This window comes from Thiohalorhabdus sp. (assembly GCF_036628635.1).
Lineage (GTDB): Bacteria > Pseudomonadota > Gammaproteobacteria > Thiohalorhabdales > Thiohalorhabdaceae > Thiohalorhabdus.
Genome location: NZ_JAZKRM010000025.1, coordinates 1 through 25,652, shown reverse-complemented (window position 1 = coordinate 25,652; position 25,652 = coordinate 1). Strand labels below are relative to the sequence as shown.

Below are 25,652 nucleotides of genomic sequence, written 5' to 3'. Positions count from 1 at the left end.
CGCCGGCGGTCAGCCGTCGGCCGCCGGGCCGGCTTCGGAGTCGTTGCCGGAGGAGCCAGCCAGGATGTCCGACCACAGCTCCTCGAGATTGTAGTAGGCCCGGGTCTCCGCCCGCATGACGTGGACCACCACGGCCCCCAGGTCGAGCAGAACCCAGTCACCGCCATCGGCGCCTTCCACGCCCGTGGGCTGGAAGCCGGCGTGCTTGGCCGTCTCCTGCAGGTGCTGAGCGATGGCGCTGACATGGCGCGCTGAGGTACCGGTGGCGATGACGAAGTAGTCCGCGAAGCCGCTGCGGTCGGACACGTCCAAGACCTGGATGTCCTTGGCCTTGCGGTCCTCGAGGGTCTCTTGGAGGATCGCCAGCAGGCGGTCGCCTTCGGCGCGCTCCCGGGATGGCCGGTCAGGATTGGTCAAGGTAGAGCTCATGGGAATTGATGTATACCTCAACGGTTCGGGGCAGCAGGAAACGCGGACTCTGCCCGGCAGCGGTCAGCTCCCGGATGGCGGTGGCGCTGATGTCGAGCCGGGTGACGTCGAAGGCCATGACCCGGCCGCCGCTTGCCTGCCGGAGGTCGTCGGGATCATCGCTCCAGCGTCCGGCCAAAGCCTCGGGCAGCGGGCTTTCGAGCTCTCCGATGGGCGTACCGGGCCGGCGCACGGCGGCGATATGGGTCAGGTCGATGAGGCGCTCCCACTGGTGCCAGTGGTGCAAATGGGTAAAGGCGTCACTACCCATAATAGTGACGATGGGGCGCTGACCCAAGCGCTCCCGGAGCCACTCGAGGGTGAGCACGGTGTAGGACGGTCCCTCCGTGCGCACTTCCCAGTCCAGGACCGACACTGTGGCATGGCCCTCCCCGGCGGCACGGGTCATGGCCAGGCGGTGCTCGGCGGGGGTGTCGGGCGGCGCGCGGTGGGGCGGATCGCCACAGGGCACCAGCATCACTCGCTCCGCCCCCAGGGCCACCCGCACCTCCTCCGCCGGGCGCAGATGGCCAAAATGCACGGGGTCGAAGGTCCCGCCCATAAGCAGCAGGGGACCTTCGCCGGCCAGGGGGTCGTCGGTGGTGGCGGCGCTCACCCGGTCTTCAGCCCCGCACCTGGCCGTCGCCGAGGACCACGAACTTCTGCGTGGTCAGCCCCTGCAGGCCCACCGGCCCGCGCACGTGGAGCTTGTTGGTGGAGATCCCGATCTCCGCACCCAGGCCGTACTCGTAGCCGTCGGCGAACCGGCTCGAGGCATTGACCATGACCGACGACGAGTCCACCTCGCGCAGGAAGCGCCGCGCCTTGGTGTAGCTCTCGGTGCAGATGACGTCGGTGTGGCCCGAGCCGTGCTCGGCGATGTGGGTCATGGCCGCCTCCATACCGTCCACCACGCGCACCGCCAGGGTAGGGCCGAGATACTCGGTGTCCCAGTCGTCCTCAGTGGCCGGATGCGCCTCGGGGACCAGCTCCTGCGTGCGCTCGCAACCGCGCAGCTCCACCCCGGTTTCGCCGAAGCGCCGGCTCAGGTCGGGCAGCACGTCACCGGCCACGGCCCGATCCACCAGCAGGGTCTCCATGGTATTGCAGGTGCCGTAGCGCTGGGTCTTGGCGTTGAAGGCTACTTCCGCGGACTTGGCCAGGTCGGCGTCGGCATCGATGAAGGTGTGGCAGTTGCCCTCCAGGTGCTTGATCACCGGCACTTGGGAGTCCCGCGCCACCCGCTCGATCAACCCCTTGCCGCCGCGGGGGATGATGATGTCGACGTACTCCGGCATGCCCAGCAGGGCGCCCACGGCGGCGCGATCCGAGGTGTCGATAACCGACACCACCCCGGTGGGCAGGCCCACCTCCTCCAGCACCGTCTGCATGATGCGGCTGATGGCCCGGTTGGAGGTGATGGCCTCGGAGCCGCCGCGCAGGATGGCGGCATTGCCCGACTTCAGGCACAGCGCCGCGGCGTCCGCGGTGACATTGGGCCGGGACTCGTAGATGATGCCGATAACACCCAGCGGAACCCGCATCCGGCCCACCTGGATGCCACTGGGCCGGGTGCGCAGCTCGTCGATGGCGCCTACCGGGTCGGGCAAGCCGGCCACCTGGCGCAGGCCGTCGGCCATGGCGGCTATGCGGTCGGCATTGAGCTCCAACCGGTCCACCAGGGCCGAGTCGAGCCCCTCGGCCCGGGCACGTTCCAGGTCCTCCCGGTTGGCCGCCAGAATGGTATTGGCCTCGGCCTCGATCCGGTCGGCCATGGCGGTCAGGGCCCGATCCTTGAGTCCGGGATCGAGCCGATCCAGCTCCCGTGAGGCCTTGCGGGCGCGCTGCCCTAGGTCACGGACGTAAGCGGTGGCGTCTTCCATGGCGGTTCTCCTGCCGATCGCCGCGCCCCCTCCGCGGCGGGGATTTTCGGCGTTGATTAAGCAATTGTGTAGGAGCGGCGGCCCCTCGCCGCGACCGGGCGTGGGTCACCACGAACGGCGTCGCGGCGGGGACCGCCGCTCCTACGGCGCCTTCGATTGGGCATCCTAGTTGGACAACGCCGCCCGCGCCCCGCTCCAGGGCCTCAGGCCCGAAGCGCGGGCAGCTCAGGGCCACCGGCCAAGTGGAGCACCGCGGCCTCCACCAGCGTCCAGCCGTCGCCTTCGGCGGCCCCCTTGGCAACGCGGTCGGCCCGGGCCAGACGCATCAGGGCCTGCTCGGCCGATTCCTCGGGGAGCGCACGAGCCAGGCCCTGCATGGCCTGCTTGCGCGGGGGGAAGATACCGCGCTTGCGACAAGCGGCCTCCACGTCCTCGCCGCGGGTGACGCAGCCCTGGAGGGCGATGAGGTTCCGCACCTCCTTGGCCAGGGCGCCGATCACCGGCGGCAGTGCCACGCCCTCGGCGCGCAGCGCGGCCACGGCCCGAACGCAGCGATCCGGCTCGCGGGCCAGGGCGGCATCGGCGAGGTCGAATACCGTGAACCGCGCCTGGTCGCCCACGGCGGCGAGGACGTCATCGACTCCGAACTCGCCCCCCTGCCCCCCGGTATACAGGGCCAGCTTCTCCACCTCGCCGGCCGCCGCTTCCAGATTGCCTTCCACCCGTTCGGCCAGCAAGGCCAGCCCGTCCCGATCCACCGCCAGGCCGCGCTCGCCCAGGCGCCGCTTCAGCCAGCCGGTCAGCTCGTGCCGCCGCGGGGGGAACAGGGCCAGGCTGGCCCCGGCCCCCTCCACCGCCTGGAACCACTTCTTCTTCTGGGCCTGCTTGGACTGATAGCCGCAGGTGATCACGAGCCAGGCGTCCGGCGGCGGGTCACCGGCCACCTCCTGGAGCCATTTGGCGCCCTCGTCCTTGGGGGAATCGCCGCCGTAATGGACCTCGAACAATCGGCGCGGGGCGAACAGCGACGGCGCCGCCAGCTCCTGGCTCAGGAAGGCGTAATCGATCTGCTCGTCGGCACGAAAGGCGTGGCGCTCCACCTCGGGGTCGGCGGTGAGCGCCCGGCGCACCCGGCTCGCCGCCTCTTCCCGCAGCAGCGGGGCGTCGCTGTGGATCAGGATCAGCGGCGGCGCGCCGCGCTCCAGAAGCCGGTCCAGATCCTGCTCGGAGCGGAGGTTCACGGCTCGTCCCCTGCCGTTTCGGTGGCCATTCCCTGGCCCTTAGAAGCTGGATTTAACGGATCGCAGGATGCGCCGGGCCAGGTCCTCGGCGGCCTGGCGCCCGGCGCGGCGCTTGTTGGCCTCCTCGGCGGTGGGTGTGGTGCCCTCGGACGGGAAGGTGGTGCTGGTCTCCAGCCCCTGGGACTCGCTGACCACCTCGCCGGCCTCCCGGCCCGGTTTGAGCAGCCGGAAGTCCGCGCGCACCGTCACCTCGTACTCGGTGGCCACCCCGGCGGTGTCGATGGCCGCGGCGCTGCTGCTGAGGCCACCGCCTGTCACCACCAGCACCCCCTCGGCCTGGCTGCGGCTGCTGACCAGCCTCACCTCGTCGTCCCGGCGCAGGGCGTCCGCAAGGGCCCGGGCCAGGGGCGAATCCGCCGGCTCGGCATCCAGGTAAATGCTGCGGATATCGGCCGGGAATGCGCCGCTCCCGGGGAAGTGGTAGCCGCAGGCGGTGACGAGGATCAGGGCCACCAGGAGGAGCGCTCCGGACCCCATGGCCCCCGTTAGGAGGGGCCACTGACCGCGACCGCTAGAGCCGAGCTCGGGTCGCGGCTGATAGCCGCTCCTACTTGGCAACCACGTTCACCAGCTTGCCCGGCACCACGACCACCTTGCGCACCGGGGTGTCACCCACGAACTCCCGAACCCGCTCGCTGGTCAGGGCCTGCTCGCGGACGGCCGCCTCGTCGGCGTCGGCCGGTACCCGGATCTCGTCCCGGTTCTTGCCGTTGACCTGGACCACAAGGTCCACGCTCTCGCGTTGCAGGGCTGTCGGGTCGGGCTCGGGCCAGGCGGCGTGCTCAACCGTTCCCGTATGGCCCAGCCCCTGCCACAAGGCATTGGCCAGGTGCGGCGTCATGGGTGACAGCAGCCGCACCACGGCGCTCAGCCCCTCGCCCACCACGGCACGCATGCCCCGATCGTCGCTGCCGACCTGCTTGCCCAGGGCGTTGGTGATCTCCATGGTCGCCGCCACCGCGGTGTTGAAGTGGTAGCGCCGCCGGACATCGTCGCTGGCGCGCTGGATCAGGGCATGGACCTGATGGCGCAGATCAGCGGCCTCCTCGGCCAGCTCCGCCGGCAGCGCCGGGACCGGACCGGCCTCGGCGAAGTCAGCGGTCAGCCGCCACAGCCGGTTGAGGAAGCGGTGCGCGCCCTGGACGCCCTCGTCGGACCACTCCAGGGCCTGCTCCGGCGGTGCGGCGAAAAGGATGAACAACCGCACCGTGTCGGCCCCGAAGCGGTCGATCATCTCCTGGGGATCGACCACGTTGCCCTTGGATTTGGACATCTTGGCGCCGCCATAGAGCACCATGCCCTGGGTCAGCAGGCGGGTGAACGGCTCGTCGCTGGCGATCAGGCCGGTATCGCGCATTAGCTTGTTGACGAAGCGGGCGTAGAGCAGATGGAGCACGGCATGCTCCACGCCGCCGACATACTGGTCCACCGGCAGCCAGTAGCCGGCGCGCTCGTCCACCATGGCGGCATCGCTGTCCGGGCTGGTGTAGCGGGCGAAGTACCAGGAGGACTCGACGAAGGTGTCGAAGGTGTCCGTCTCGCGCTCAGCGGCGCCGCCGCACTCGGGGCAGGTGGTGCGGTAGAACTCGGGGGACTGCTTCAGCGGCGAGGCCGCCTCGCGGAGCTCCATCTCGGGCAGGACCACCGGCAGGTCCGCCTCCGGGACGGGGACCGCCCCGCAGGCGTCGCAGTGGATCACCGGGATGGGGGCGCCCCAGTAGCGCTGGCGGGAGACCCCCCAGTCCCGGAGGCGGTAGTTGGTGCGGCGCTCGCCCCGGCCCAGGGCCTTGAGCTTATCGGCTATGGCCTCGAAGGCCCCGGCGGAGGTGAGGCCGCTGAAGGCCTCGGAGTCCTTGAGGACCCCCGGCTCGGTGAAGGCCTCGGTCATGCTCCCAGGGTCCAGGTCGCCGCCCTCCGGGACCACCACCGGCCGGATGGGGAGGTCGTACTTGGTGGCGAACTCGAAGTCGCGCTGGTCGTGGGCAGGCACCGCCATGACCGCGCCCTCGCCGTAGGCCATGAGCACGAAGTTGGCAGCGTAAACCGGCAGGCGCTCGCCGGAAAGCGGATGGATGGCCTCGGCGGCCAGGCGGATGCCCTCTTTCTCCTGGGCCTCCAGCTCGCCCTCCGCGGTGGCTCGATTCGACATGCGCTCGACGAAGGCAGCCACGTCGGCATTGCTCTCCGCCGACGCCTGGGCCAAGGGATGCTCCGGTGCCACCGCCAGGTAGGTCACGCCCATGAGGGTGTCGGGGCGGGTGGTGAACACCGACAGCTCCTGCTCGGCCCCGGCCACCGCGAAACGTACCTGGACCCCGCGGGAGCGGCCGATCCAGTTGCGCTGCATGGCGCGCACCTCATCCGGCCAGCCCGCCAGGTTGCCCAGCTCGTCTAGGAGCTCGTCGGCGTACTCGGTGATCGCCAGGAACCACTGGTCGATCTCGCGGCGCTCCACCGGGGTGTCACAGCGCCAGCAGGCGCCATCGACCACCTGCTCGTTGGCGAGCACCGTCTGGTCGTTGGGGCACCAGTTGACCGGGGCCTTCTTGCGGTAGGCGAGCCCCTCTTTGAGCAGGCGCAGGAACACCCACTGCTCCCATTTGTAGTAATCGGGATCGCAGGTGGCCAGCTCACGGTTCCAATCGTAGCCGAAGCCCAGACGCTTGAGCTGGGTCTTCATTTCGGCGATGTTGGCGCGGGTCCAGGCGGCCGGCGAGGTGCCACGCTCGATGGCGGCGTTTTCCGCCGGCAGGCCGAAGGCATCCCAGCCCATGGGCTGGAGGACATTGTAGCCCTCCATGCGCTGGTAGCGGGCGATCACGTCGCCGATGGTGTAGTTGCGCACATGGCCCATGTGCAGGCGGCCGGAGGGATAGGGGAACATAGACAGGCAATAGAACTTCTGCCGGTCCAGCTCTTCGCCGACGGCGAAGGCGTCCTCAGCCTCCCAGCTCTGCTGGACGGCCCGTTCGAGTTCGTGGGGGTTGTAGTCGCGCTCCATGGGCTCCTGCCGATCTCGCTTGCCCGCACCTTGGGCGGTCCGTATCCGCCGTCGCGGATGGAAAGCCGGCAATTCTGCCACAGGCCTCGGCCGGCCCGGAAGCTGAGGATCGGGCTGGGCAGGGCCAATTCGTTCCAACGGTTTAGATGCGTCCAGTTGCTTTGGAAAACGGCAGCCACGGCGCCAGCGCCACCGTAGGAACCCAATTAATCGGGCGAGCCATCGATTCGGGCGCCTCGATCCGGCAACGTCTCGCCCGGCGAAGCCGGTTTCCTACAATCGCCCGGTCCATGAGACAGGAGCGATCGGAATTCAGCCTTAACGTTTCCGCTATACCTAAAATTTGGCTAGAGGGAATCCATCCTGCCAGGCCGGGGCGTCGTCGAGGCTGTCGCGGATCCGGCCAACCTAGCGCACGGTTTCCTCGGCGAGCGAGCCGGGGCTGGCCTGCAGGTTGCCCATGCCCCAGTTGCAGGCGGCTAGGCCCAGCTCCCGGTCGCCGTCGTAGGGATCCAGCAGAAGACGCAGGTACCGGGTGCCACCCATCATGGTCTGCCGGGGGTGGAAGGGATTATCGCACCGAGCTCTTGGGCTGTCTCCGGCAGGAGCTGCATAAGGCGCTGGGCTCCGGCGGAGGAGACGGCCTAAGGAACGAAGTCGCTCTCGGCGCGGATCACTTCCCGCAACAGGGGGTCCGGGACCTCATGGCGCTCGCTGGCCTCGCCGATAAGCACGGTGAACCGTGCGCCGCCGCCTTCCGTACCGGCCACCCGGGAACGGGCCGAAGGCGGAGTCGGCTGGGGCCCTGCCACCGCCCGGCCACATCATAGCCCCCGCCACACCTGGAGGACAGCCAGGCATGCATCAGCCGGTCGAAGCTGGTACCCTCCATGCGCCGCCGCAGGCGATGCAACCGGTCGCGGGTCACCCAGACCGCCCTCAATCCTCCCCGCGGATGCCGCCCATAGGCGCAGGCACCGCAGCGTGCAGAGGCCATGCCGGAACTACCCGAAATCGAGATCAGCCGCCAACGTCTGGACCCCAAGATCCTGGGCCGGCCCGTCCGGGAGATGGCCATTCTGGACGAAGGGATCCTGGACGGTACGGATCCCGACACCCTACGCCAGGGCCTGGCAGGAGCGGTCTTCACGGGGATCGCCCGCTTTGGCCACTTCCTGCTCCTCGAGGTGGACGAATCCGCGGTGCTGCTGCTGAGCCTAAGCCCCAGCGCCGCCATCGAGCAGGTGCGCCCGCACGAGGAACCACCCCGGGGCACGAGGCTGGGCATGCGCTTCAGCGACAGCGGCGGTCTGGCGGTGGTGGACCCGCGCAACCAGAGCTGGCTAGCCTTCATTAGCGACGAGTCCACTGTTCCCGATCTGGGGACTTTCGGCCCCGACGCCCTCAACGGACGGCTCGTTCCGGAGCAGTGGTGGCAGGCCCTGCATGCGCGCCGTGCCCAGATCAAGGGCCTGCTTCTCGAGCCTGACCTGATTGCCGGGGTAGGGCCCGGCATTGCCGATGAGATCCTGTTCCAGGCCGGGATCCGTCCGGACCGTAAGGCCAGCGACCTGGCCCGGGAGGAAGCCGAAAGGCTGCGGGTGGCCGCTTCGGCCACGGTCGACAAGGCGGTGCGCTGTCAGGCTCGCCCGGAGCAGCTGCCCAATGGCTACCTGAGCCGGGCGCTCGCGGAGGGCAGTGAAGCCTGCCCCAAATGCGGCGAAGCGCTGGAAAAGCGCAAGATCCAGGGACGCACTACCCACTTCTGTTCCAGCTGTCAGCAATGACTCCCGGGATTGGCGGGCGGGCCAAATAGGGGCTTTCCATGGAGCCGGGCTGGGCCGCGCGCACCAAATTGGGCTTCCGTCGCCGGCTGCCAAGCCTTCTGGCGTTGGGCTTGGTGGTGATGACCGCAAAGACGGCCGAAGCCGGCACCAGCTCCCTGGACGCCGCCAACCTCAGCCCGGTGGTCCAGGTCTACGGCCTGCCCCGCATCACCCAGGGCCCTGATCCCGCCGCCGAGACCCGGCTTCACCTGGGCGTGGACTGGGCCAACCACGCCGTTAGCGACGGCTCGGGCCGTCCCTTCGCCCGCTTTGACGGTGAAACGCAGCGTCTCGCCCTGACCACTACCGGTCCCTTCTCTGCCCAATGGGGCAGCTGGTGGGCCCTGGAGGCGCCCTGGCTAGCCCATAACGGCGGAGTTCTGGACGGGGCGATCGAGGCCTGGCACGACGCCCTTGGCCTGCCCCAGGGCGACCGCGCCGACCGCCGCCACAACGAGCTCCGCTACCGGGTGGTGGATGCTTCGGGCAAGGAGATCCTGAAACGAACCCAAGCCGCAGCCGGCCCCGGCGACGTGGCCTTCAGCGCGGGCTTTCCCGTACGCGGCATGGCAGGGCCCTGGAACAGCGCTTCGGCCGGCCTTAGGATCGAGGTCCCCACCGGCGATCCCGACCGGCTTCTGGGCAGCGGCAGCTGGGATGTGGCTTCCTGGCTGGCCTCTGATGGCCGGCTGGACGCCAGCGGGGCGTGGGGGTGGCATGTTGCCGGCGGGGTGCTGTACATGACCGACAGCGATGTCCTCCCCGACCTGCACCGCAACTGGGCGGGCTTCGGGCGGGCCGGAGTCAACCTATCATGGCTGGACACCCTAAGCCTGACGGCTCAGCTGGACGGTCATACCCCGATGTACGACAGCTCCCTCGATCCCCTCGGAGGGGCGACCATTCAGCTGGGCCTGGGGGCCGCCTGGGAGCCCGGAGCAGGCTACCGCGCGGAAGCGGGGTTCTCGGAGGATCTGGCCGTGGGCACCGCACCGGACATCACCCTCCACTTAAGGCTTTCCCGAAGCTACGCCGGCTCGCGCACCATCCCCTAGACCCCAGACCAGTTAGGATCCGATTGCGTCCGCCAAGCCCTTCAGCACAATCCGATCGCTACCGTGCTCAATCACCCCCTGTCGCGCCAGCTCCTGCAACGAGCGGTTAACCATTTCCCGCGAAGCGCCAACCATTCGCGCCATATCCTGCTGGGTGAAGGGCTCGGCCACAACCAGCCGCTCCTGATCGATCTCGCCGTACTGGAGGAGCACACGAACCAACCGCCCGGTTACGTCCTCGGTGGCCAGGGAGGCGATCATGCCGTTGGCCATGCGCAGGCGTTCGGAAAGGCCCTGCAACAAGCTCTGGGCGAGTTCGGGGGACTCCCGCAGCAACCGTCGGAAGTCCCGCTTGGCGATAAAGCTAAGCTCACAGTCCTGATGGGCCATTGCCGCACTCGAGCGGGCCTCGGCATCGATAAGGGCCATCTCCCCGAAATAGTCACCCGGACCCAGCAGGCCAAGGATGACCTCGTCCCCATCCTCCTGGGCTAGGAAAACCTTGACGCGGCCTGACTGCACCAGATACATGCCGTCGGCGGAATCGCCCTGACTAAAGATCAGCCGGCCGCGCGGAAAGGACCGACCCACCGCCAGCTGGTCCACGGCCTGCAGCTTTTCCGCCGACATGCCGGCAAACAGCGGCACATTGGCAAAGAACTGGCTACTCATGCCCGCCTATTTCTGCTCCCAGGGCAGGCCTTCGGCCTTCCAACCGTCCCGGGTGCCGCGGTGATTGCTTTCATCCTTGTCGCCCTCGAAGCCCTGCAGCAGGTTGTAGCAATGGGGGTAGCCCTGCTGGCTCATGGCCTCGGCGGCCTTGGCTGAGCGACCGCCGCTGCGGCACATAAAGATGAGCACCTGATCCTCGTCGGTGCCCATATCCGCCTTGAGCTGATCGGGGAAGTCGGGATTGTAGGTCATGCCCGGGTAGGTCTCCCATTCCACGTGGGTGCCCACGGTGGGATAGCCCACGAAGTCGCGCTCGGCCTGGGTGCGCACATCCACCAGCCGGGCATTGGGCAGTTCCTGGAGCAGGTGATAGGCCTCTTTGGGGGTAACCTCGCCCTCGAACGGGCGGTCACTGGCCTGGGAGCGGCTGCGGGCGCGCTCCCTGATCTGTTCGGGCGTCTCCTCGGTCATGTGGGAACCTTCCTTAATACCTGGGCGTCTGGATTAACAGATTGGACTTCCCGGTTTCCCCGGGTGGGGGTAGGGGCAATGGCGATGACCCTACCCGCTCGCTCGGGCCTGCGGCTGGGCGAAGCGGGGAGCCCGTTTATGGGGAGGGCCCATTGGCGGCTCCAGGACGGTCCTTTGGAGGCATTTTCGATAGCGATACGTTACCATTTCCTAGGTTAATTCTAAGCGGTTATCCCCGGACGACACAGCCCCGGCCCCCGGGGGTGCCGGGGTGCCCCATTGCCATGCGCTTCATCCCCGGCCCATAGCGTCGGCCGGTCAATCAATTACGCCACGGAGGAAGGCGGAATGAGCGAACAGCCCAAGGCCGTTGCACTGCTCTCCGGCGGGCTGGATTCCATGCTGGCCGCCAAGGTGGTCGCCGAACAGGGCGTCCACGTGGAAGGCATCAATTTCTTCACCGGCTTCTGCGTGGAGGGCCACACCCATGCCATCCGCCAGAAGGACAAGGACAAGGCCAAGCGCAATAACGCCCTGTGGTCGGCCGAGCAGGTGAGCATCAAGTGCCACATCGTGGACATCTCGCAGGAATACGTAAGCGTGGTCACCAACCCCAAGCACGGTTACGGCCAGAACCTGAACCCGTGCCTGGACTGCAAGGGATTCATGGTGGCCAAGGCCCGGGAGTGGATGGAGGCAAACGGCTTCGACTTCATCATCACGGGCGAGGTCATCGGCCAGCGTCCCAAATCCCAGCGCCGCGACACCTTTCCGGTTGTGGCCGAGGAGTCCGGCGCCGGTGACCGCCTGCTGCGCCCCCTGTGCGCCAAGCGGCTGGAGCCCACCCTGCCCGAGCGCGAGGGCTGGGTGGACCGCGAACAGCTGCATGACTTCACAGGCCGCTCGCGCAAGCCGCAGATGCAGCTGGCGGCCCAGTACGGCTTCGAGGACTACGCCCAGCCGGCCGGGGGCTGCTGCTTCCTGACCGACGAGCACTTCTCGCGTAAGCTGGCGGACCTTTGGCAGGCCCGGGGTACGCGGGAATACGACCTCGACGACATCATGTTGCTCAAGCTGGGCCGCCACATCCGCCCGGCGGACCACTACAAGCTGATAATCGCCCGCGAGGAGGGCGAGAACCGCTTTTTGCAAGGGTATCGCAAACGCTTCCACGCGGTGCGGGACCTGGACAATCCGGGCCCCCTCGCCCTGGTGGAAGGTGAACCGGACAGCGATGACCTGGACACAGCGGCAAGCATCACCGCCCGCTACGGCAAGGGCAAGATGGCCGACCGGGTGCGCACCGAGATCACCCCGCCCGGGGGCGAGCCCTATTTGGCGGAAGTGGCGCCCATGTCGCCGGGCCGGATCCCAGAGCAATGGCATGTCTGAAACGGCCGACTCCCGGAAGGAGCTCGACGCCCGCGGCCTGCTGTGCCCCATGCCTGTGATCCGCACCGAGGAACGGATCAAGCAGCTGGCACCAGGCTCCGTTCTGGAGGTGCGCGCCAGCGACCCCGGGGTGCTCTACGACATCCCGTCCTGGTGCCGCGTTAACGGCCACACGGTGCTCAAGTCCCGGGAGGAGTTTGAGGAGCAGGTGGTGATCGTGCGGGTGAAGGACGCATGAGGGAAGCCGCTCCCGATAGCGGCGGCGTCGCCGCCACCGATCCCGAGCGCTACAAGGCCTCCAAGAAGGTCACCTGGATCGGCGTCGCCACCAACCTCCTGCTCGCTCTGGTCAAGGGCGTGTTCGGCGTGCTCGCCCATTCCCAAGCGCTTGTAGCCGACGCCCTGCACTCGCTGTCCGACTTGCTGACCGACGCCCTGGTGCTGGCCGCGGTGCGCATGGGGGCCCAGGAGTCCGACACCGACCACCCCTACGGCCACGGCCGCTTCGAGACCCTGGGCACCGTGGTGCTGGGGCTTATCCTGATCGGCGCCGGCCTGGGCATCGCCATCAATGCGGCCGTGCGCCTAGCCGCCGGTGAGATCCCCCTGCCCACCTGGCCGGCGCTGGTGGCCGCCGCCTTCTCCATCGGTGCCAACGAATGGCTGTTCCGGGTCCAGGTCCACATCGGCCGCAAATACCGGGCCTCCAGCATCATCGCCAACGCCTGGCACCATCGCACCGACGCCCTGTCCTCCCTGGCGGCCCTGGCCGGCATCGCCGGCTCCCTAATGGGCTGGATCGTGCTGGACACAGTGGCGGCCATGGCGGTGGCCTTGATGGTGGTCTGGGCCGGCGGCAAGCTGGGCTGGGAGGCTGTCCGGGAGCTGGTGGACACCGCCCTAGACGAACAGGAGGTGGACCGCATCCAGCGCCAGATCCTGCGCATCGAGGGGGTGCAATCGGTGCACAACCTCAAGACCCGGCGCATGGGCCCCGAGGCCCTGGTGGACGTCCATATCCAGGTGCCCGGCACCATCAGCGTCTCGGAGGGCCATCAGATCGCCGAGCGGGTTCGGCGCCACCTGATCGACAGCCATCCGGAGGTGTCCGAGGTGCTGGTTCACGTGGACCCCGAAGACGACGAGCAGGGCATTCCCCTCCTGGCCCAGCGCGGCGAGGTCATGGCCGAAGTCTTCCGCTGCATCCAGGCCCTCGATCGCAACCTGGCCGTGCGGGATTACACTGTCCACTACCTGAACGGCGAGATCACCCTGGACCTGGCTATCGAAGTGGATCCCAGCCTGGATCTGGAGTCTGCCTACGCCGAGGCGGAAGCGGTGCGTCAGACCATCCGCGCTAACACCGAGGCCAGCGATTCCCAGGTCAATCTGTACGTGCCGCACTCCGAAACCCAAGCCCGGACCGGAGGCGCGGTTGCCCACTGACCAGCCGGGAGGCGTTCCATGGCCATGCTCATATCTATTTTCCCCCGCTCCCTGATCGCCGCCGCGCTGATCGCGTGCCTGGGACTCGCCAGCGGGGTCCAGGCGGTCACCGTCTACAAGTGGACCGACGAGCAGGGAGTGACTCATTACAGCGACACCCCGCCCCCGGGCAAAAAAGGCGAGGCGGAGCGGGTGGAGATGGAGGTCACCGGCCCCGCCCCCTCGCCCGAGCCGCAGGAATCTGAGGAGAAGCCACAGGACGGCGCCCCCCAGGCCGAGGACGTCAACATCACCCAGGCCGAGATCGAGGTCCAGAAGCTGGAGCAGAAGGTCCAAGAGGCCCGCCAGGTCTACGAGCAGGCCCGCGAGAACCGCATGGAAGGGGAGAAGGTCCGCAAGGGCAGCGAGCAGAACTACGTGCGCTACCTCGAACGCATCGAAAACCTGCGGAACCAGGAGGAGGCGGCCAAGGAGCGCCTAGATGAGCTGCGCACCCAGCTGGAGAAGGCCCGGTCCCGCCTAGAGAAGCTCGAGGAGCAAAAGGCCCAGCAGGAACAGGGCTCCTAGGCCGCCGTCTCTGCTTTTCCCATCCGGTCCCCAACACGGAGGTTCTTACCATGCAGCAACCGGTGGTGCTCATCGGCGCAGGCGAGATGGGCGGTGTTTTCGCCCACGGCTTGCTGCGCGCCGGTCATCCGGTCCACCCAGTGACCCGGGATATAGCCATGGACGAGGCGGCTAAGGCCTATCCCCAGCCGGCCCTGGCCCTGATCACCGTGGGCGAGTCCGAGCTCCACAAGGTGCTGGCCGATATCCCCGCCCCCTGGCGCGACCGACTGGGGTTGATCCAGAACGAGCTGCTGCCGCGCGACTGGGAGGCCCACGACCTTCCCCAGCCCACCGCAAGCGCCGTGTGGTTCGAGAAAAAGCCCGGCAAGCCGGTCAACCCCATCATCGCCAGCCCGGTCTTTGGTCCTAATGCCGGCCTGCTGGTCAACGCCCTGCAGGCCATCGACCTGCCGGCGCGGGAGGTGACCGACTACCAGGAGATGGTGTTCGAGCTGGTGCGCAAGAATGTCTACATCCTCACCACCAACATCGCTGGCCTGGTCACCGGCGGCACCACCGGCGAGCTGTGGCACCACCACCGCGAGCTGGCCCAGCAGGTGGCCGACGAGATCACCGCCATCCAGGCCTGGCTCACCGCTTCTCAGTTAAACCGATCTAATACACCCAGTGGCGGCGCGACGGCTACGACCGGCCTGGAGCTGGAGCGCGAGCGCCTAATGGCCGGTGCCGCCGAGGCTATGCTGGCCGACCCGGAGCACGCCAACACCGGCCGCTCCGCCCCCATGCGCCTCAAGCGCGCCATCGGCTTTGCCGACGAGGCCGGGCTCGAGGTGCCCAAGCTGCGCGAGATCGCCGCCGAGCACGCGTCGTAAGCAACGGCCCTTAACCCCGTCTCAACCGCCCCGCTGTCCGGAGACCACCATGCCGCACAACGACCGCAGCCGTGCCACCACCGAAGGCGTCCGCCGCACCCCCAACCGCGCCATGCTGCGCGCCGTGGGCTTCGACGACGACGACTTCAACAAGCCCGTGGTGGGCATCGCCAACGGCTTCAGCACCATCACCCCCTGCAATGTGAAGCTGGACGACCTGTCGCACAGCGCCGAGGAGGCCATCTACGCCGGCGGCGCCATGCCCCAGATGTTCGGCACCATCACCATCTCCGACGGCATCTCCATGGGCACCGAGGGCATGAAGTACTCCCTGGTGTCGCGGGAGGTCATCGCCGATTCCATCGAGACGGTGTGCCAGGGTCAGTCCATGGACGGCGTCATCGCCCTCGGCGGCTGCGACAAGAACATGCCCGGGGCCATGATCGCCCTCGCCCGCATGAACATCCCCGCGGTGTTCGTCTACGGCGGCACCACCAAGCCCGGCTGGTACAAGGGCGAGGACCTGACCATCGTCTCCGCCTTCGAGGCGGTGGGCCAGTACCAGGCCAACAAGCTGCCGGAGGAGGACCTCAAGGGCGTGGAGCGCAACGCCTGCCCCGGGGCCGGCTCCTGCGGCGGCATGTTCACCGCCAACACCATGTCCTCGGCGTTCGAGGCCATGGGCATGAGCCTGCCCTATTCCTCCACCATGGCCGCCGAGGATGCCGAGAAGGCCAAGTCCGCCGAGGCCTCCGGCGAGGTCCTGGTGCGCGCCATCGAAGCCAATATCCGGCCCCGTGACCTGATGACCAATGCCGCATTCGAGAACGCCATCGCCGTGGTCATGGCCCTGGGCGGCTCCACCAACGCCGTGCTGCACCTGCTCGCCATCGCGGACGCCGCCGAGGTGGACCTGACCATCGACGACTTCGAGCGCGTGCGCCAGCAGGTGCCGGTGCTGTGCGACCTCAAGCCCTCCGGCCGCTTCGTCACCACCCAATTCCACCACGCCGGCGGCGTGCCCCAGGTGATGAAGATACTGCTCAACGAAGGGCTTCTGAACGGCGACTGCGGCACGGTCATGGGCACCACCCTGGCCGAGCAGCTCGCCGACGTCCCCGACGCCCCCGACCCCGATCAGGAGATCATCTGGCCGGTGTCCAATCCGGTCTATCCCCGGGGCCACTTGGCCATCCTCAAGGGCAACCTCGCCCCCGAGGGCGCGGTTGCCAAGGTGTCGGGCCTGAAGACCCACACCATCACCGGCCCCGCCCGCGTCTTCGATTCCGAGGACGAGGCCATGGACGCCATCGAGGCCCGCGCCATCCAGGCCGGTGACGTAGTGGTCCTGCGCTACGAGGGGCCCAAAGGCGGGCCCGGTATGCGCGAGATGCTCGCCCCCACCTCGGCCCTGGTGGGCCAGGGCCTGGGCGACTCGGTGGGCCTGATCACCGACGGCCGCTTCTCCGGCGGCACCTACGGCATGGTGGTGGGCCACGTAGCCCCCGAGGCAGCGGTGGGCGGCCCCATCGGCCTGGTTGAGGAGGGCGACGAGATCACCATCGACGCCGACCAGCGCCTGCTGCAGGTGAACGTGGACGAGGCCGAGCTGGAACGTCGGCGCCAGGCCTGGGGCCAGCCCCAACCGCGCTACACCCGCGGCGTGCTGTCCAAGTACGCCAAGCTGGCCGGCTCGGCCAGCGCCGGCGCCACCACCGGCTGAGGCCCCATTGCGCTACCCGGCTCCGGCCCTTCTTGGTCCCTGGCTGGCCGCCGGCCTGCTGACGGCCGTCCTGCTGCTGGCCGGGACCGCTGGTGCCCAGGAGCCCTCCCCGCCATCCTCCGGCCCGGCGGCTGAATCGGCTCCGGAACGGGCAATCTGGGAGCGGGGGGCATCGCCGCTGGCCCCGGACACCCTGGCCACCGCCCGGCAGCGGTTGGCCGCTCAGGGCCAGGCACTAATCACCTCCCTGACCCGGCTTTCCGGCGGCGGCCCGGCGGCCGGAACCCGCTGGGTGCTGGGCGTGGCGCTGCTGATCGGCCTGGCAGCCGGCTGGGCCTTCCGCCACGGTGCACGGGCAGGAATCGACCGCCTGTCTCAGCACCCGGCCGGTCCCCGCCGGCTGGCCCTGGCTACCGGCATCCTCACCGCCCTGCGCGAGCGCGCTTTCTCGCTGGCGGTGCCGCTGGCCTTGCTGGTGGGGCTGGAGGGCCTGCACGCGCGCGACACCCTGATCGGCACGCTGGCGGTAGCGGCGCTGGGCCTGTTCGCCATCCAGCGACTGGCCATCGCCCTGTTCCCGGTGATTGGCCGACCCACCGATCCCGCCGGCCTGGCGCGGCACCTGGACGACCCCCCGGTGTCCCGGCTCTGGCACGCCGGCCGCCTCCTGCTCGCCCTGACCCTGGCCGGGGTCTTCCTGCTGGTCGCCGATGACAACCTGGACCCGGAGCCGGAGCTGCGGGCGGTCACCCAGTTCCTGTTCAGCCTGCTAGTTCTGGTTGTGCTGTGGCGGATGCGCGACCGCGAGGCGTGGCTTCAGGTCGCCGGCGGCCCTTCAGCCTCCGCCTTCCGGCGCTTCCTGATCGGGGGCGGGCGCGCCGCCCTCGGCATTGCGGCCGTGCTACCGGCGCTGGCCTCGGGCCTGGGTTACCAGACGCTGTCCGCGGCCATTCTGCTCAACCTCTTGCTGACCGTGGTCATCCTGCTCACCGTCGGCACCCTGGGTGCCGGCCTGGCGCGCGCCGTCCGCCGCCTGGAGGCGGGGGCGCCACCGGAGGCGATCGCTCCGGTGGTCACCCCGCAGCGGGTCTCGCGCGCCATGCGCCTTCTGGGCGGCCTCATCCGCGGTACCGCGGTGGTCGCCGGCCTGGTGGGGGTGCTGGGGGTGTGGGGCTTCCCGCTGGCCCCGGCGTGGGCGGCGCTCTCGCCCATCCTGTTCGGCTTCCAGGTGGGCAGCTATCGCATCTCGCTGATCGCTCTGGTGGCCGCCGTGGCGGTCTTCATTGGTGCCTTCTATGGCGGCCGCTGGGCCCGCCGGCGCCTGCTGGAGGGGGTGCTGCCCCGCTTTACCAAGGACGCCGGCCTGCGCAACAGCATCGCCTCGCTGGCCTACTACGTGGTGCTGGTACTCGGCGTGCTACTGGCCATCTCGGTGGCCGGCTTCGACCTCACCAACCTGGCCATCATCGCCGGCGCCCTGTCGGTGGGTATCGGCTTCGGCCTGCAGAACGTGGTCAACAACTTCGTCTCGGGTCTGATCCTGCTGTTCGAGCGGCCCATCCGGGTGGGCGACGTCATCGACTACCAGGGGCAATGGGCGGTGGTGCAGGAGATCAAGGTCCGCTCCACCGTGGTCCAGACCTACGACCGCTCCGAGCTCATCGTCCCCAACTCCGAGCTGGTGTCCAACACCGTCACCAACTGGACCCACAGCAGCCAGCTGGCGCGGGTGGTGATTGATCTGCACGTGGCCTACGGGTCCGACACCCAGCTGGCGAAGCAGCTGCTCATGCAGGCGGCCACCGAGCACCCCCACATCTACCCCGATCCCGCCCCCACTGTCCTGTTCCGCAATTTCGGCGACAGCGCCCTGGAGCTCCAGCTCCGGGCCTTCACCCACATCGACTACTACCTGGACGTGCCCTCGGACCTGCGCTTCCGCATCGACGAGCTGTTCCGCGAGCAAGGCATCACCATCCCCTTCCCCCAGCGGGATGTGCACCTGTACCGGGAAACCCCGACCGGCGCCGACGCCACCTCGCCGACCCCGTCCCCGGATGCCGGCGGCCCCGCCGCCGAGCCGCCCTCCTGAAGCGACCAAGGCCCCGCCGGAGCGGGGCCGTTCGGCGACGCGAGCGCTCCCCGTACCGGGCCTCAGCGCAGGGAAAACCGCACCGGCACCACCACCGCCAGCGTATCCCGCTCCATGGATTCCGGCATGGCCGGCAGGGGCTGGGCCTGTTCGATCATGCTGAGCACCTCCTCGTCCAGTGCCCGGTGGCCGGAGCTTTCCTGGATGCGCTGCGCCACCACCTTTCCCTTCCCTGCCGGTCCACCTTGAAATAGAGCGTGACCGTCCCTTCCTGGCGCCGCAGTCGGGCGCGGCGGGGATATTCCTTGTGCCGCTGCAGGACGGCCATCAGGGTGGCGGTGTAGTCCTTGGCATCGCCGGGCAAACCGCCTCCGGCGGTGTTATCGCCGCTGCCGGCGTTGGGCTGGTCCTTACTGCCGCTCTTGCCGGCAGCCCCGGCCGTACTTGCCTTCGGGGGTGAGGCCGGCTCGGGCTTTGGCTCGGGCTTCGGCTCGGGCTTCGGCTTCGGCTCGGTGGGTGGCTCCGGCGTCTGTTCGCCCTGCTGATCTTGGGGACCGCCGGCGGCGCTGCCGGCCGGGCCCAGGTCAACTTCCACCCCGGCGGTGCCGACGGCCTTGGCCTGGCCCTGCAGTTCTTGCTCGGGAGACCACAAGGCAACAGCGCCCGCGCCCAGATGCAGCAGTACCGCCAGCGGCACGGCCAGCAGCCAGCTACCCGTTCCCGGTGCCAGGGGGGACGCCCTCATGAATCCGCCGGCCGGGTCAGTAGGCGCAGTTTCTCCACCCCGGTCTCATAGAGCGCCCGGGTGAAACGCACCAGCCGGTTGGCCGGCAAGCGGCCATCGGCCTTCAGGGTTACCCGCGTCTGGGGCTGTTCCTCGATCCGCGTCTCGATGCGCTGGAGGGTCTGCGCTCGCGTTAGGGTCTCGTTTGCCACGGCGAACCGACCATCGGTGCCCATCAGGAGGGTCAAGCTGTCGGGCTCGTGCCGGTCCTGGCTTTGCGAGGCGGGCGGCTCCACCTCGAACGGCTCGGTGACGCTCAGGCTGCCGGCGATCATGAAGAAGATCAGCAGCAGGAACACCACATTGATCAGCGGCAGGATGCGCTCTTCGGTGTGGTCCGGTCGGCGTTCGGGAAAGTGCATTACGGTTCCGCCCCCGTGGCCGATCCTTGGGGGCTGTCTCCGCTAGCCCCTTGCGCCGGCGCCGGCCGCCACCCGGGATCCTCCACCAGTTTGAGTGGCTGCACACCGGCGGCGCTGAGGGCATCCAGGATGCTGACCATCCCCTGCACGCGGGTATCGCTTGATGGCTGCAGGTGCACGGGCTGATCGGCCGGCTGGCGCGCCCGGGCCTTGTCGATCAGGGCCTCCAACGTGATGGCGTCACCGTTGAGCCGCAGGCTTTCCTTGCTGATCTGCACCACGAAGGGGGTCTGCTCGGCGGGCGCCGGCTCGCCCGCCGCACTGGTATCCAATGACAGCGAGCGCCAGTCCATGAAGCTGGAGGCCAGCATGAAGAACACCAGCAGAATAAACACCACATCGATCAGCGGTGTCAGGCTGATCACCGGCTTGCGCCGCGCCTGCTTGCCCGCCAGCTTTGCGGGTGCGCTAAAGGGTGCCTGCATACGCCTGCTGCGGGGTTGCGGAAGCCGGTTGGGGGGAGGCCGCTGCGCCGGTGCGATCCGCCGCCCTCCTTACGGGGGCCTCGGCTTCCGACGCGGCCGACAGATCCTCGGTAAACACCTGGGTCACCAGGTCATCCATCTCGTGGGCCAGGTGGTCCACCCGCCGCTCCAGCCAGTTGAGCAGGGCCACCACCGGAATGGCCACGGACAGGCCCACGGCGGTGGTCAGCAGCGCCTCCCAGATCCCGCCGGAGAGTACGGCTGGGTTGACCTGGCTGCCCGCCGCTTCCAGCTCCTGGAAGGCCTCGATCATGCCGAGCACCGTGCCCAGCAGGCCCAGCAGCGGCGCCAGCGAGCCGATCACCTCCAACGGCCGCAGCCCCCGGCGCAGCTGGAACAGGGCGTCGCTGCCGTAGCGCAGCACTTCCTCGCGCACCGCCGATTCCGGCAGCTGGCGGCGCATGCCGCGTATGGCGCGCGCCAGCGCCTGGGCCGTGGGATTGGCGCTGGCATGGGCTAGCTCGAGGGCCTGTTCCCCCTCGCCACGCTGCCACAACCCCAGCGCCCGCCGTGCCGGTTTGCGCTGCCACAAGCGGGCGCGCAGGAACTGGGCCAGCTTCACCAGCACCAGGGCCAACGCCACTACGGACATCGCCAGCAGCAGCGCGACCACCGGGCCGCCGGTCTGCACCAGCCCGACCATACCCGCCCGCACCGCCGCCAGACCGCTTTGGGCAGACGATTCAGCCGGCGAGGCCCCGTCACCCCCCCCCGGCCGTCGGCGTTTGCGCCGTCGCCGGGGCCGCGGGATCAGCAGCGCCCGCAGGCGCCGGTGCTTGTTCCCCGTTGGCCGCTGGGGCGCTGGTCCTCGCGCCATCCGGCGGTCCTTCCTGGGCCAGCGCGGCCCCGGGCAGCACCAATGTCAGAAGCAAAAAGCAAAGCAGCTTGTTCATTGCAAATCCTGACTCGGACGTAAAACCGATCGCGGCCGGACAGCGTCAACAAGTCAGCCCGGCGGCCGTTGCGGCGCAGGTCATTCGCCGTCCGCGGCGTCCTTGTCGCGCTCATCCGGCTCTTGCCCCTGGCCGTCGAGCGTTTGCACCCGTTCAACGGCCTCCAGGCACTCGGGCATGCGCGCGTGGCACTTGAGCTCGAGGTGCCTGCCCTCGCCCTTGAGCTCAATCTCCAGCGTAGGGCCGCCGCGATGGTGCTTGCTGTCGCCGCCGTGGTGTGGGCCCTTGTGGGGTTTCGGTCCCTCGTGATGCGGCGGCCCTTTGTCGCCCGGGTGGCGGTCGCCGTGGGGGCCGTCGCCGGCCAATAGCGCGGGTGCAGCAGTCAGTGCGAGCGTCACGGTAGCGGCAGCAGCACTAGCGATGATGATATTGCGTCGCATGATTCCATCGTCCTCGTTGTTGTCGTGGCCGGCTCAGAACCGGCCCTCCAGGCTGAGCAAGAAAACACGGCCGGTGGTCTCGGTCTCGCGCTCGATCTCCTTGAGCGAGCCATCGGGCTCGAACTTGCGCTTGGTCTTGTCCTTCTCAGCATCGGTGACGTTGAGCGCATCGAAGGTCACGCGCCAACCCTCACCGAGGCCGGACAGCGGTTGTGCCACCGAAAGATCCACACTCGTGCGGTCATCCTCGGTCTCCTCCTCGTCGACCTTGGCCTTTTCCAGCTCGCCGATGCGCTTGTACGCAACGCTAAAGCGCGTCCCCGTGGATGCCAGACGGTAGTTGGCTCCGGCGTTGATCACCGAGTCCGGCTGCTCGTTGAACGGCCGGGTTTTGCCGCTGCGGTCGGTGAGCTCACCGTCGAAGAAGCTTGCGTTGCCCCAGAGCTCCAGGCCTTGCAGCGCGTCCGCAACCAGGACCCCATCCAGGCGATGCTCCAGCTCGATGCCTTGCAGGTCGCCGTCGCCGACGTTCTGGACCTTGAAGATGTTCTTGCCGCCGACCGAACGGCCGGTGTCGGCCTCCTCGATGACGTCGGATATTTCCTTATGGAACACCGTCACGGCCGTTCGGGTGTGCGTACCCTGCCATTCGGCACCGATGTCCAGGTTCCGCGAAGTGGCCGGCTCGAGCTCCGGGTTTCCGCGTACCAGCCGGCCCCCTTTTTCCTCGGTGAACGGAGCCAGCGTATCGAACTTCGGTCGGTTGAGGCTGCGCGACGCCGAGGCAAACAGGGCCAGCTCCGGGGTGGCCTGGAACCGCAGGTGGACGTTGGGATTGAAGTCCTCGAACGCGGCGCTGCCCTTTCGGCCGTCGCCGCTGACGCCGGTGCGCTCCACCCGCTCGTATCTCAGCCCCGCCGACGCCGTCCAGCGCGTGGTGAGCTGGTGGGAGGCTTGCGCGAAGCCCGCTACGTATTCCGCGTCGATGTCGTAGTTGTCCTTGCCCTCGGTGGCATCATCGGTACTGCCGTCCGGCTTGATCTTGGTCTTGGTCTTGTCCTTGAAACGGTCGCGCTGGCGGAGCTTGAAACCGAAGCTGACGTTATTGGTGAGCTGTTCGCCGTAGCGCAGGGTCATCCGGCTGCGCGCCATCCAGAAGGCGTCCTCCTTGTCCTCATCCTCCACCTCGCGTTCCTTCAGGGACCCATCGCCCTTGCGCTTGATCTTGATCTTTTCCTTGTCCTCGGTGGTTTCGTAATAGCCGACCTCGGAGGCTACGGACACGCGAGGTCCGAAGGTGTGTTTGTGCTCGACCTTGGCGCCGAGCGTCTCCTGAATCTTTTCCTCGGTTTCGGCCTCGCGCTCCTTGAGGCTGCCATCGGCCTTGAATTTCTTCTTAAGCTTGTCCTTGTCCTCGTCGAGATGGAGGTACATCGGTTTGAAATGGACACTGCCGCCCTGGTAATAGCCGGCGAGATCGCCGATCACGTTGGCGGTTACGTTGGGCTTATCCTCTTCCTGGCGCTCGACCTCCTTTAGGCTTCCGTCCGCCTCGAACTTGCGCTTGGTCTTGTCCTTATGCAGCGGGTTGTGCGTCAGATCCAGGAACAATTGACCGCCAAAGCGCTCGTTGCGATCGCCTACGGCAAGGTTGGCCCCGTACAGGCCTTGCTCGTCACCCTCACTCGCGGCGCCGCCGAGTACCCGAAAATCTGTGCGTAGGTCGTCAGGAATCGCGCGTAAGTCCGCCAGGACCCGACCGGCGATGCCATCACTCTCCTCGAGTGCCGTGGTCTGGCGCTGGATGCGGATCTCCCCGATGGCGAACGGCGACAGACGGTTAACCTGGAACTCGCGCTTCTCGCCACCCCCCGGGAGCTGCACATTGTCGAGCTCGAAGCGCGTGAACTCCTTGTCCAAACCACGCAGGCGGATGTCCTTATTCTCCCCGGGGGGGCCGCCCACAAATACTCCGGGCATACGGTTGATCACGTCGCCGAGACGCCGTCGTCCAGGCCGTTTCTGGAAGGTCCCTCGATCCAGAGCTGGGGTCGGAACCGGCGGTACGGATAGCGGATTGTCTGGGACCGCCACTCCTGTGATATCGAGCGGCGCCACGGACATCGGCTGTTCGGCCCAGACTGCCGCCGGCGTGGCTAGCAATAAGGGAACGGCAAGACCGGAGAGGCGGCGCGTGCGCAACTTGAGGGCCATGAGAGCCTCCGTTTTTAGTTTGGAATTTGCGAATAAAAATTGTTTTTATTCTTATTCTCAACCGGGTCGCCAACCAAACTTCGGCTGGCTCGGAGGCACGCGCCGGATGTGGAAAATAACGAGTGGGAGGGCGCGGAATGCGAACGCGCTTGCTAGCCGAAGCCTTTGGCGGCACCGGCTAGGGGACGCTTTTGCGGGAGATGCTGGCGATCGTGCTGAGGCACCCATGGCTGCTAGCGGCCGCGGTGTTGGCCAACGTGATCACGCCGGCACTGGAGCCGGTGCAAGCCTGGCTGGCCAAGACCGTGCTTAATGAGAAGGGAGAAGAGCTCTTCCACATCGAGGAGCTGCTGGGTTACGCGCCGGTAGGGATCGGGGTGTTTTTCGGGCTCGCGTTGCTCCAGTTGGCCGAGAAGCTCACCAACCGGATGCTGGACGACCGGCTGCTCATCGAGCTGCAGCGGACCTAGTTCGAGCGCCGCGGGGACGGTTGCGTAGGCGAGCAGGTTGCCCGCTCGATGAACGATTGCGAGAACGCGCGGAAGATTCTCGATCTCTTCCAAAAAGAGCTTTGGACGGTGGTCGTCGGATTGCCGGCGGTGATCATCTGGCAGTTGTCACTGGCACCGGATCTGCTGCCGGCACTGCTGGTCGCCAGCGTCCTGCCGTTCAGCGCCGCTCTGGTTTTTGGTGGCCTGATTCAGCATTACAGCCACAACGTACTGCGTCTGGTCGCTGGTGTGGGATCGGCGGTCGCCCGCGGTCATCGCGAGGACCTTTATCACCAGCAAGATCACTTCTACGTAAACCGTATCCGCTTCGAGTTGTGGAAGCAGGCTAGCGAGGTGACAGCGAAGTTCGCCTATTGGCTGAGCCTGGTGATTCTGTTGCTGCTCACGGTCAGCGGCATCTGGCCATTGCTGCCATCCGAAGTGACGGCAGCTCAGGTCGGTACCTCCCTGGTCAACCTTAAACTCATCAACAAGCCGTTGAGCGAGGTCACGAAGGTCTGCAACAAGATCCGTGAGGGCTGGCCGGCGGTGCGCCGAACGCTGCGCCCCGAGTGGGCGGCGGTGGCCTGAAGGCCGGTGCAGCCAGGGGCTCAGCCATCACCCGATGTCCCGGCTCGTAAGCGTTACGCTCGGCGGGGCACGCCGTTGATGAAACGGCGGGAAAGGGCCGTGGATATCTGTTGGATTGCTGGCTCAGGCACCGCGAGATGCTGGGATTGCGCTTCGCCTCCTCTCGGCGTACGGACTTTTTACCGGATCACTGCCAGCGTCACGGCCACCGCGAAGGCGGCGAGACTGATCGCGGTTCCCCATAGCAGCGAACATGCAGGGAGGTGGTGTCGTAGAAGACCAGGTCCACGTCGAGGTTGAGCAGGTCGGCCACCCGGAAGTAGATCGCCTCCAGCGCGTAGACGTCCCCGTAGCGTCAACGGGGTCAGGTCTCCTAGCGTCAACGGGGTCTTCCGTCAACGGGGTCAGGTCTTGTTTTTGTCACGTCAACGGGGTCAGGTTTCGTCAACGGGGTCAGGTCTTGTTTTTTGCCTCTTAGGCTCCTTTTCCTCTTCCGTCAACGGGGTCCGTCAACGGGGTCAGGTCTTGTTTTTTGCCTCTTAGGCTCCTTTTCCGAAAAC

The 25,652-nt window shown here is 67.7% G+C and carries 28 protein-coding genes; 11 read left to right on the top strand and 17 right to left on the bottom strand.

All coding sequences use genetic code 11. The features are described from left to right. Positions 1 to 9: 9 nt before the first annotated feature. The 8 genes from rsfS to V5A19_RS09385 all read right to left on the bottom strand — a co-directional run bounded on the left by rsfS (position 10) and on the right by V5A19_RS09385 (position 7,465). Positions 10 to 417 carry a ribosome silencing factor gene (rsfS, locus tag V5A19_RS09420; protein ID WP_332319080.1) on the bottom strand — a complete coding sequence of 136 codons (408 nt, stop codon included), beginning with the start codon at positions 415 to 417 and terminating at the stop codon, positions 10 to 12. Beyond that, positions 404 to 1,084, bottom strand: coding sequence for a nicotinate-nucleotide adenylyltransferase (nadD, locus tag V5A19_RS09415; protein WP_332319081.1), 681 nt, complete (start codon positions 1,082 to 1,084; stop codon positions 404 to 406). The genes rsfS and nadD overlap by 14 nt, the downstream gene beginning before the upstream one ends. A gap of 7 nt (positions 1,085 to 1,091) precedes the next feature. Continuing rightward, positions 1,092 to 2,351: a glutamate-5-semialdehyde dehydrogenase gene (locus V5A19_RS09410; protein WP_332319082.1), complete on the bottom strand. Its 1,260-nt coding sequence runs from the start codon at positions 2,349 to 2,351 to the stop codon at positions 1,092 to 1,094. A 203-nt stretch (positions 2,352 to 2,554) separates the two neighbouring features. Beyond that, a complete protein-coding gene (gene holA / locus V5A19_RS09405) occupies positions 2,555 to 3,592 on the bottom strand; it encodes a DNA polymerase III subunit delta (RefSeq protein ID WP_332319083.1) in 1,038 nt (345 codons plus the stop codon). Between the two features lie 39 nt (positions 3,593 to 3,631). Next, a complete protein-coding gene (locus V5A19_RS09400) occupies positions 3,632 to 4,105 on the bottom strand; it encodes an LPS-assembly lipoprotein LptE (protein ID WP_332327769.1) in 474 nt (157 codons plus the stop codon). A 94-nt stretch (positions 4,106 to 4,199) separates the two neighbouring features. Beyond that, on the bottom strand, positions 4,200 to 6,653 hold the full coding sequence (gene leuS / locus V5A19_RS09395) for a leucine--tRNA ligase (RefSeq protein WP_332319085.1): 2,454 nt from the start codon (positions 6,651 to 6,653) through the stop codon (positions 4,200 to 4,202). A gap of 408 nt (positions 6,654 to 7,061) precedes the next feature. Next, a complete protein-coding gene (locus V5A19_RS09390; RefSeq protein ID WP_332319086.1) occupies positions 7,062 to 7,199 on the bottom strand; it encodes a hypothetical protein in 138 nt (45 codons plus the stop codon). A 98-nt stretch (positions 7,200 to 7,297) separates the two neighbouring features. Further along, positions 7,298 to 7,465 (bottom strand): hypothetical protein, encoded by a 168-nt coding sequence (locus V5A19_RS09385; RefSeq protein ID WP_332319087.1) that lies wholly within the window; start codon positions 7,463 to 7,465, stop codon positions 7,298 to 7,300. A gap of 183 nt (positions 7,466 to 7,648) precedes the next feature. Here V5A19_RS09385 and V5A19_RS09380 point away from each other — a divergent pair, with 183 nt between their 5' ends. Beyond that, complete coding sequence (locus V5A19_RS09380) at positions 7,649 to 8,440, top strand: DNA-formamidopyrimidine glycosylase family protein (RefSeq protein ID WP_332319088.1); 792 nt, start codon at positions 7,649 to 7,651, stop codon at positions 8,438 to 8,440. A 38-nt stretch (positions 8,441 to 8,478) separates the two neighbouring features. Next, positions 8,479 to 9,534 (top strand): DUF3187 family protein, encoded by a 1,056-nt coding sequence (locus tag V5A19_RS09375; RefSeq protein ID WP_332319089.1) that lies wholly within the window; start codon positions 8,479 to 8,481, stop codon positions 9,532 to 9,534. A 12-nt stretch (positions 9,535 to 9,546) separates the two neighbouring features. Here V5A19_RS09375 and V5A19_RS09370 read toward each other — a convergent pair whose 3' ends face one another. Beyond that, positions 9,547 to 10,206 carry a Crp/Fnr family transcriptional regulator gene (locus V5A19_RS09370; protein ID WP_332319090.1) on the bottom strand — a complete coding sequence of 220 codons (660 nt, stop codon included), beginning with the start codon at positions 10,204 to 10,206 and terminating at the stop codon, positions 9,547 to 9,549. A gap of 6 nt (positions 10,207 to 10,212) precedes the next feature. Continuing rightward, positions 10,213 to 10,677, bottom strand: coding sequence for a rhodanese-like domain-containing protein (locus V5A19_RS09365; protein ID WP_332319091.1), 465 nt, complete (start codon positions 10,675 to 10,677; stop codon positions 10,213 to 10,215). Positions 10,678 to 11,025: 348 nt separating this feature from the next. On the opposite strand from V5A19_RS09365, the gene V5A19_RS09360 reads away from it, so the two are divergent. From V5A19_RS09360 to V5A19_RS09330, 7 genes are read left to right on the top strand one after another with little or no spacing between them, the layout of a single operon-like run. After that, complete coding sequence (locus tag V5A19_RS09360; RefSeq protein ID WP_332319092.1) at positions 11,026 to 12,069, top strand: hypothetical protein; 1,044 nt, start codon at positions 11,026 to 11,028, stop codon at positions 12,067 to 12,069. After that, on the top strand, positions 12,062 to 12,307 hold the full coding sequence (locus tag V5A19_RS09355; protein WP_332319093.1) for a sulfurtransferase TusA family protein: 246 nt from the start codon (positions 12,062 to 12,064) through the stop codon (positions 12,305 to 12,307). Before V5A19_RS09360 ends, V5A19_RS09355 begins: the two co-directional genes overlap by 8 nt. Continuing rightward, positions 12,304 to 13,515 (top strand): cation diffusion facilitator family transporter, encoded by a 1,212-nt coding sequence (locus V5A19_RS09350; protein ID WP_332319094.1) that lies wholly within the window; start codon positions 12,304 to 12,306, stop codon positions 13,513 to 13,515. Before V5A19_RS09355 ends, V5A19_RS09350 begins: the two co-directional genes overlap by 4 nt. Positions 13,516 to 13,533: 18 nt before the next feature. Further along, on the top strand, positions 13,534 to 14,082 hold the full coding sequence (locus V5A19_RS09345) for a DUF4124 domain-containing protein (RefSeq protein WP_332319095.1): 549 nt from the start codon (positions 13,534 to 13,536) through the stop codon (positions 14,080 to 14,082). Positions 14,083 to 14,132: 50 nt separating this feature from the next. After that, positions 14,133 to 14,957 carry a hypothetical protein gene (locus V5A19_RS09340; protein WP_332319096.1) on the top strand — a complete coding sequence of 275 codons (825 nt, stop codon included), beginning with the start codon at positions 14,133 to 14,135 and terminating at the stop codon, positions 14,955 to 14,957. Between the two features lie 49 nt (positions 14,958 to 15,006). After that, entirely contained in the window at positions 15,007 to 16,680 is a 1,674-nt protein-coding gene (gene ilvD / locus V5A19_RS09335) for a dihydroxy-acid dehydratase (protein ID WP_332319097.1), read from the top strand. A gap of 7 nt (positions 16,681 to 16,687) precedes the next feature. Further along, a complete protein-coding gene (locus V5A19_RS09330; RefSeq protein ID WP_332327768.1) occupies positions 16,688 to 18,772 on the top strand; it encodes a mechanosensitive ion channel domain-containing protein in 2,085 nt (694 codons plus the stop codon). A gap of 62 nt (positions 18,773 to 18,834) precedes the next feature. On the opposite strand, the gene V5A19_RS09325 is transcribed toward V5A19_RS09330, so the two are convergent. The 7 genes from V5A19_RS09325 to V5A19_RS09295 form a co-directional block, all read right to left on the bottom strand. Then, the gene (locus tag V5A19_RS09325) at positions 18,835 to 18,990 is read right to left on the bottom strand and encodes an energy transducer TonB family protein (RefSeq protein ID WP_332327767.1); all 156 of its coding nucleotides are present in this window, start codon (positions 18,988 to 18,990) and stop codon (positions 18,835 to 18,837) included. Beyond that, on the bottom strand, positions 18,927 to 19,517 hold the full coding sequence (locus V5A19_RS09320; protein WP_332327766.1) for an energy transducer TonB: 591 nt from the start codon (positions 19,515 to 19,517) through the stop codon (positions 18,927 to 18,929). The genes V5A19_RS09325 and V5A19_RS09320 overlap by 64 nt, the downstream gene beginning before the upstream one ends. Beyond that, positions 19,514 to 19,918, bottom strand: coding sequence for an ExbD/TolR family protein (locus tag V5A19_RS09315; RefSeq protein WP_332319787.1), 405 nt, complete (start codon positions 19,916 to 19,918; stop codon positions 19,514 to 19,516). Before V5A19_RS09315 ends, V5A19_RS09320 begins: the two co-directional genes overlap by 4 nt. Then, a complete protein-coding gene (locus V5A19_RS09310; RefSeq protein WP_332319786.1) occupies positions 19,918 to 20,403 on the bottom strand; it encodes an ExbD/TolR family protein in 486 nt (161 codons plus the stop codon). The genes V5A19_RS09315 and V5A19_RS09310 overlap by 1 nt, the downstream gene beginning before the upstream one ends. Next, the gene (locus V5A19_RS09305) at positions 20,387 to 21,106 is read right to left on the bottom strand and encodes a MotA/TolQ/ExbB proton channel family protein (protein ID WP_443081466.1); all 720 of its coding nucleotides are present in this window, start codon (positions 21,104 to 21,106) and stop codon (positions 20,387 to 20,389) included. Before V5A19_RS09305 ends, V5A19_RS09310 begins: the two co-directional genes overlap by 17 nt. A 330-nt stretch (positions 21,107 to 21,436) precedes the next feature. Then, positions 21,437 to 21,796: a hypothetical protein gene (locus V5A19_RS09300; protein ID WP_332319784.1), complete on the bottom strand. Its 360-nt coding sequence runs from the start codon at positions 21,794 to 21,796 to the stop codon at positions 21,437 to 21,439. A gap of 33 nt (positions 21,797 to 21,829) precedes the next feature. Next, entirely contained in the window at positions 21,830 to 23,920 is a 2,091-nt protein-coding gene (locus V5A19_RS09295; protein ID WP_332319788.1) for a TonB-dependent receptor plug domain-containing protein, read from the bottom strand. Positions 23,921 to 24,210: 290 nt separating this feature from the next. Here V5A19_RS09295 and V5A19_RS09290 point away from each other — a divergent pair, with 290 nt between their 5' ends. Beyond that, the gene (locus tag V5A19_RS09290; RefSeq protein WP_332319783.1) at positions 24,211 to 24,480 is read left to right on the top strand and encodes a hypothetical protein; all 270 of its coding nucleotides are present in this window, start codon (positions 24,211 to 24,213) and stop codon (positions 24,478 to 24,480) included. Positions 24,481 to 24,528: 48 nt separating this feature from the next. After that, positions 24,529 to 25,092, top strand: coding sequence for a hypothetical protein (locus tag V5A19_RS09285; RefSeq protein WP_332319782.1), 564 nt, complete (start codon positions 24,529 to 24,531; stop codon positions 25,090 to 25,092). The last annotated feature ends 560 nt before the right edge of the window (positions 25,093 to 25,652 follow it).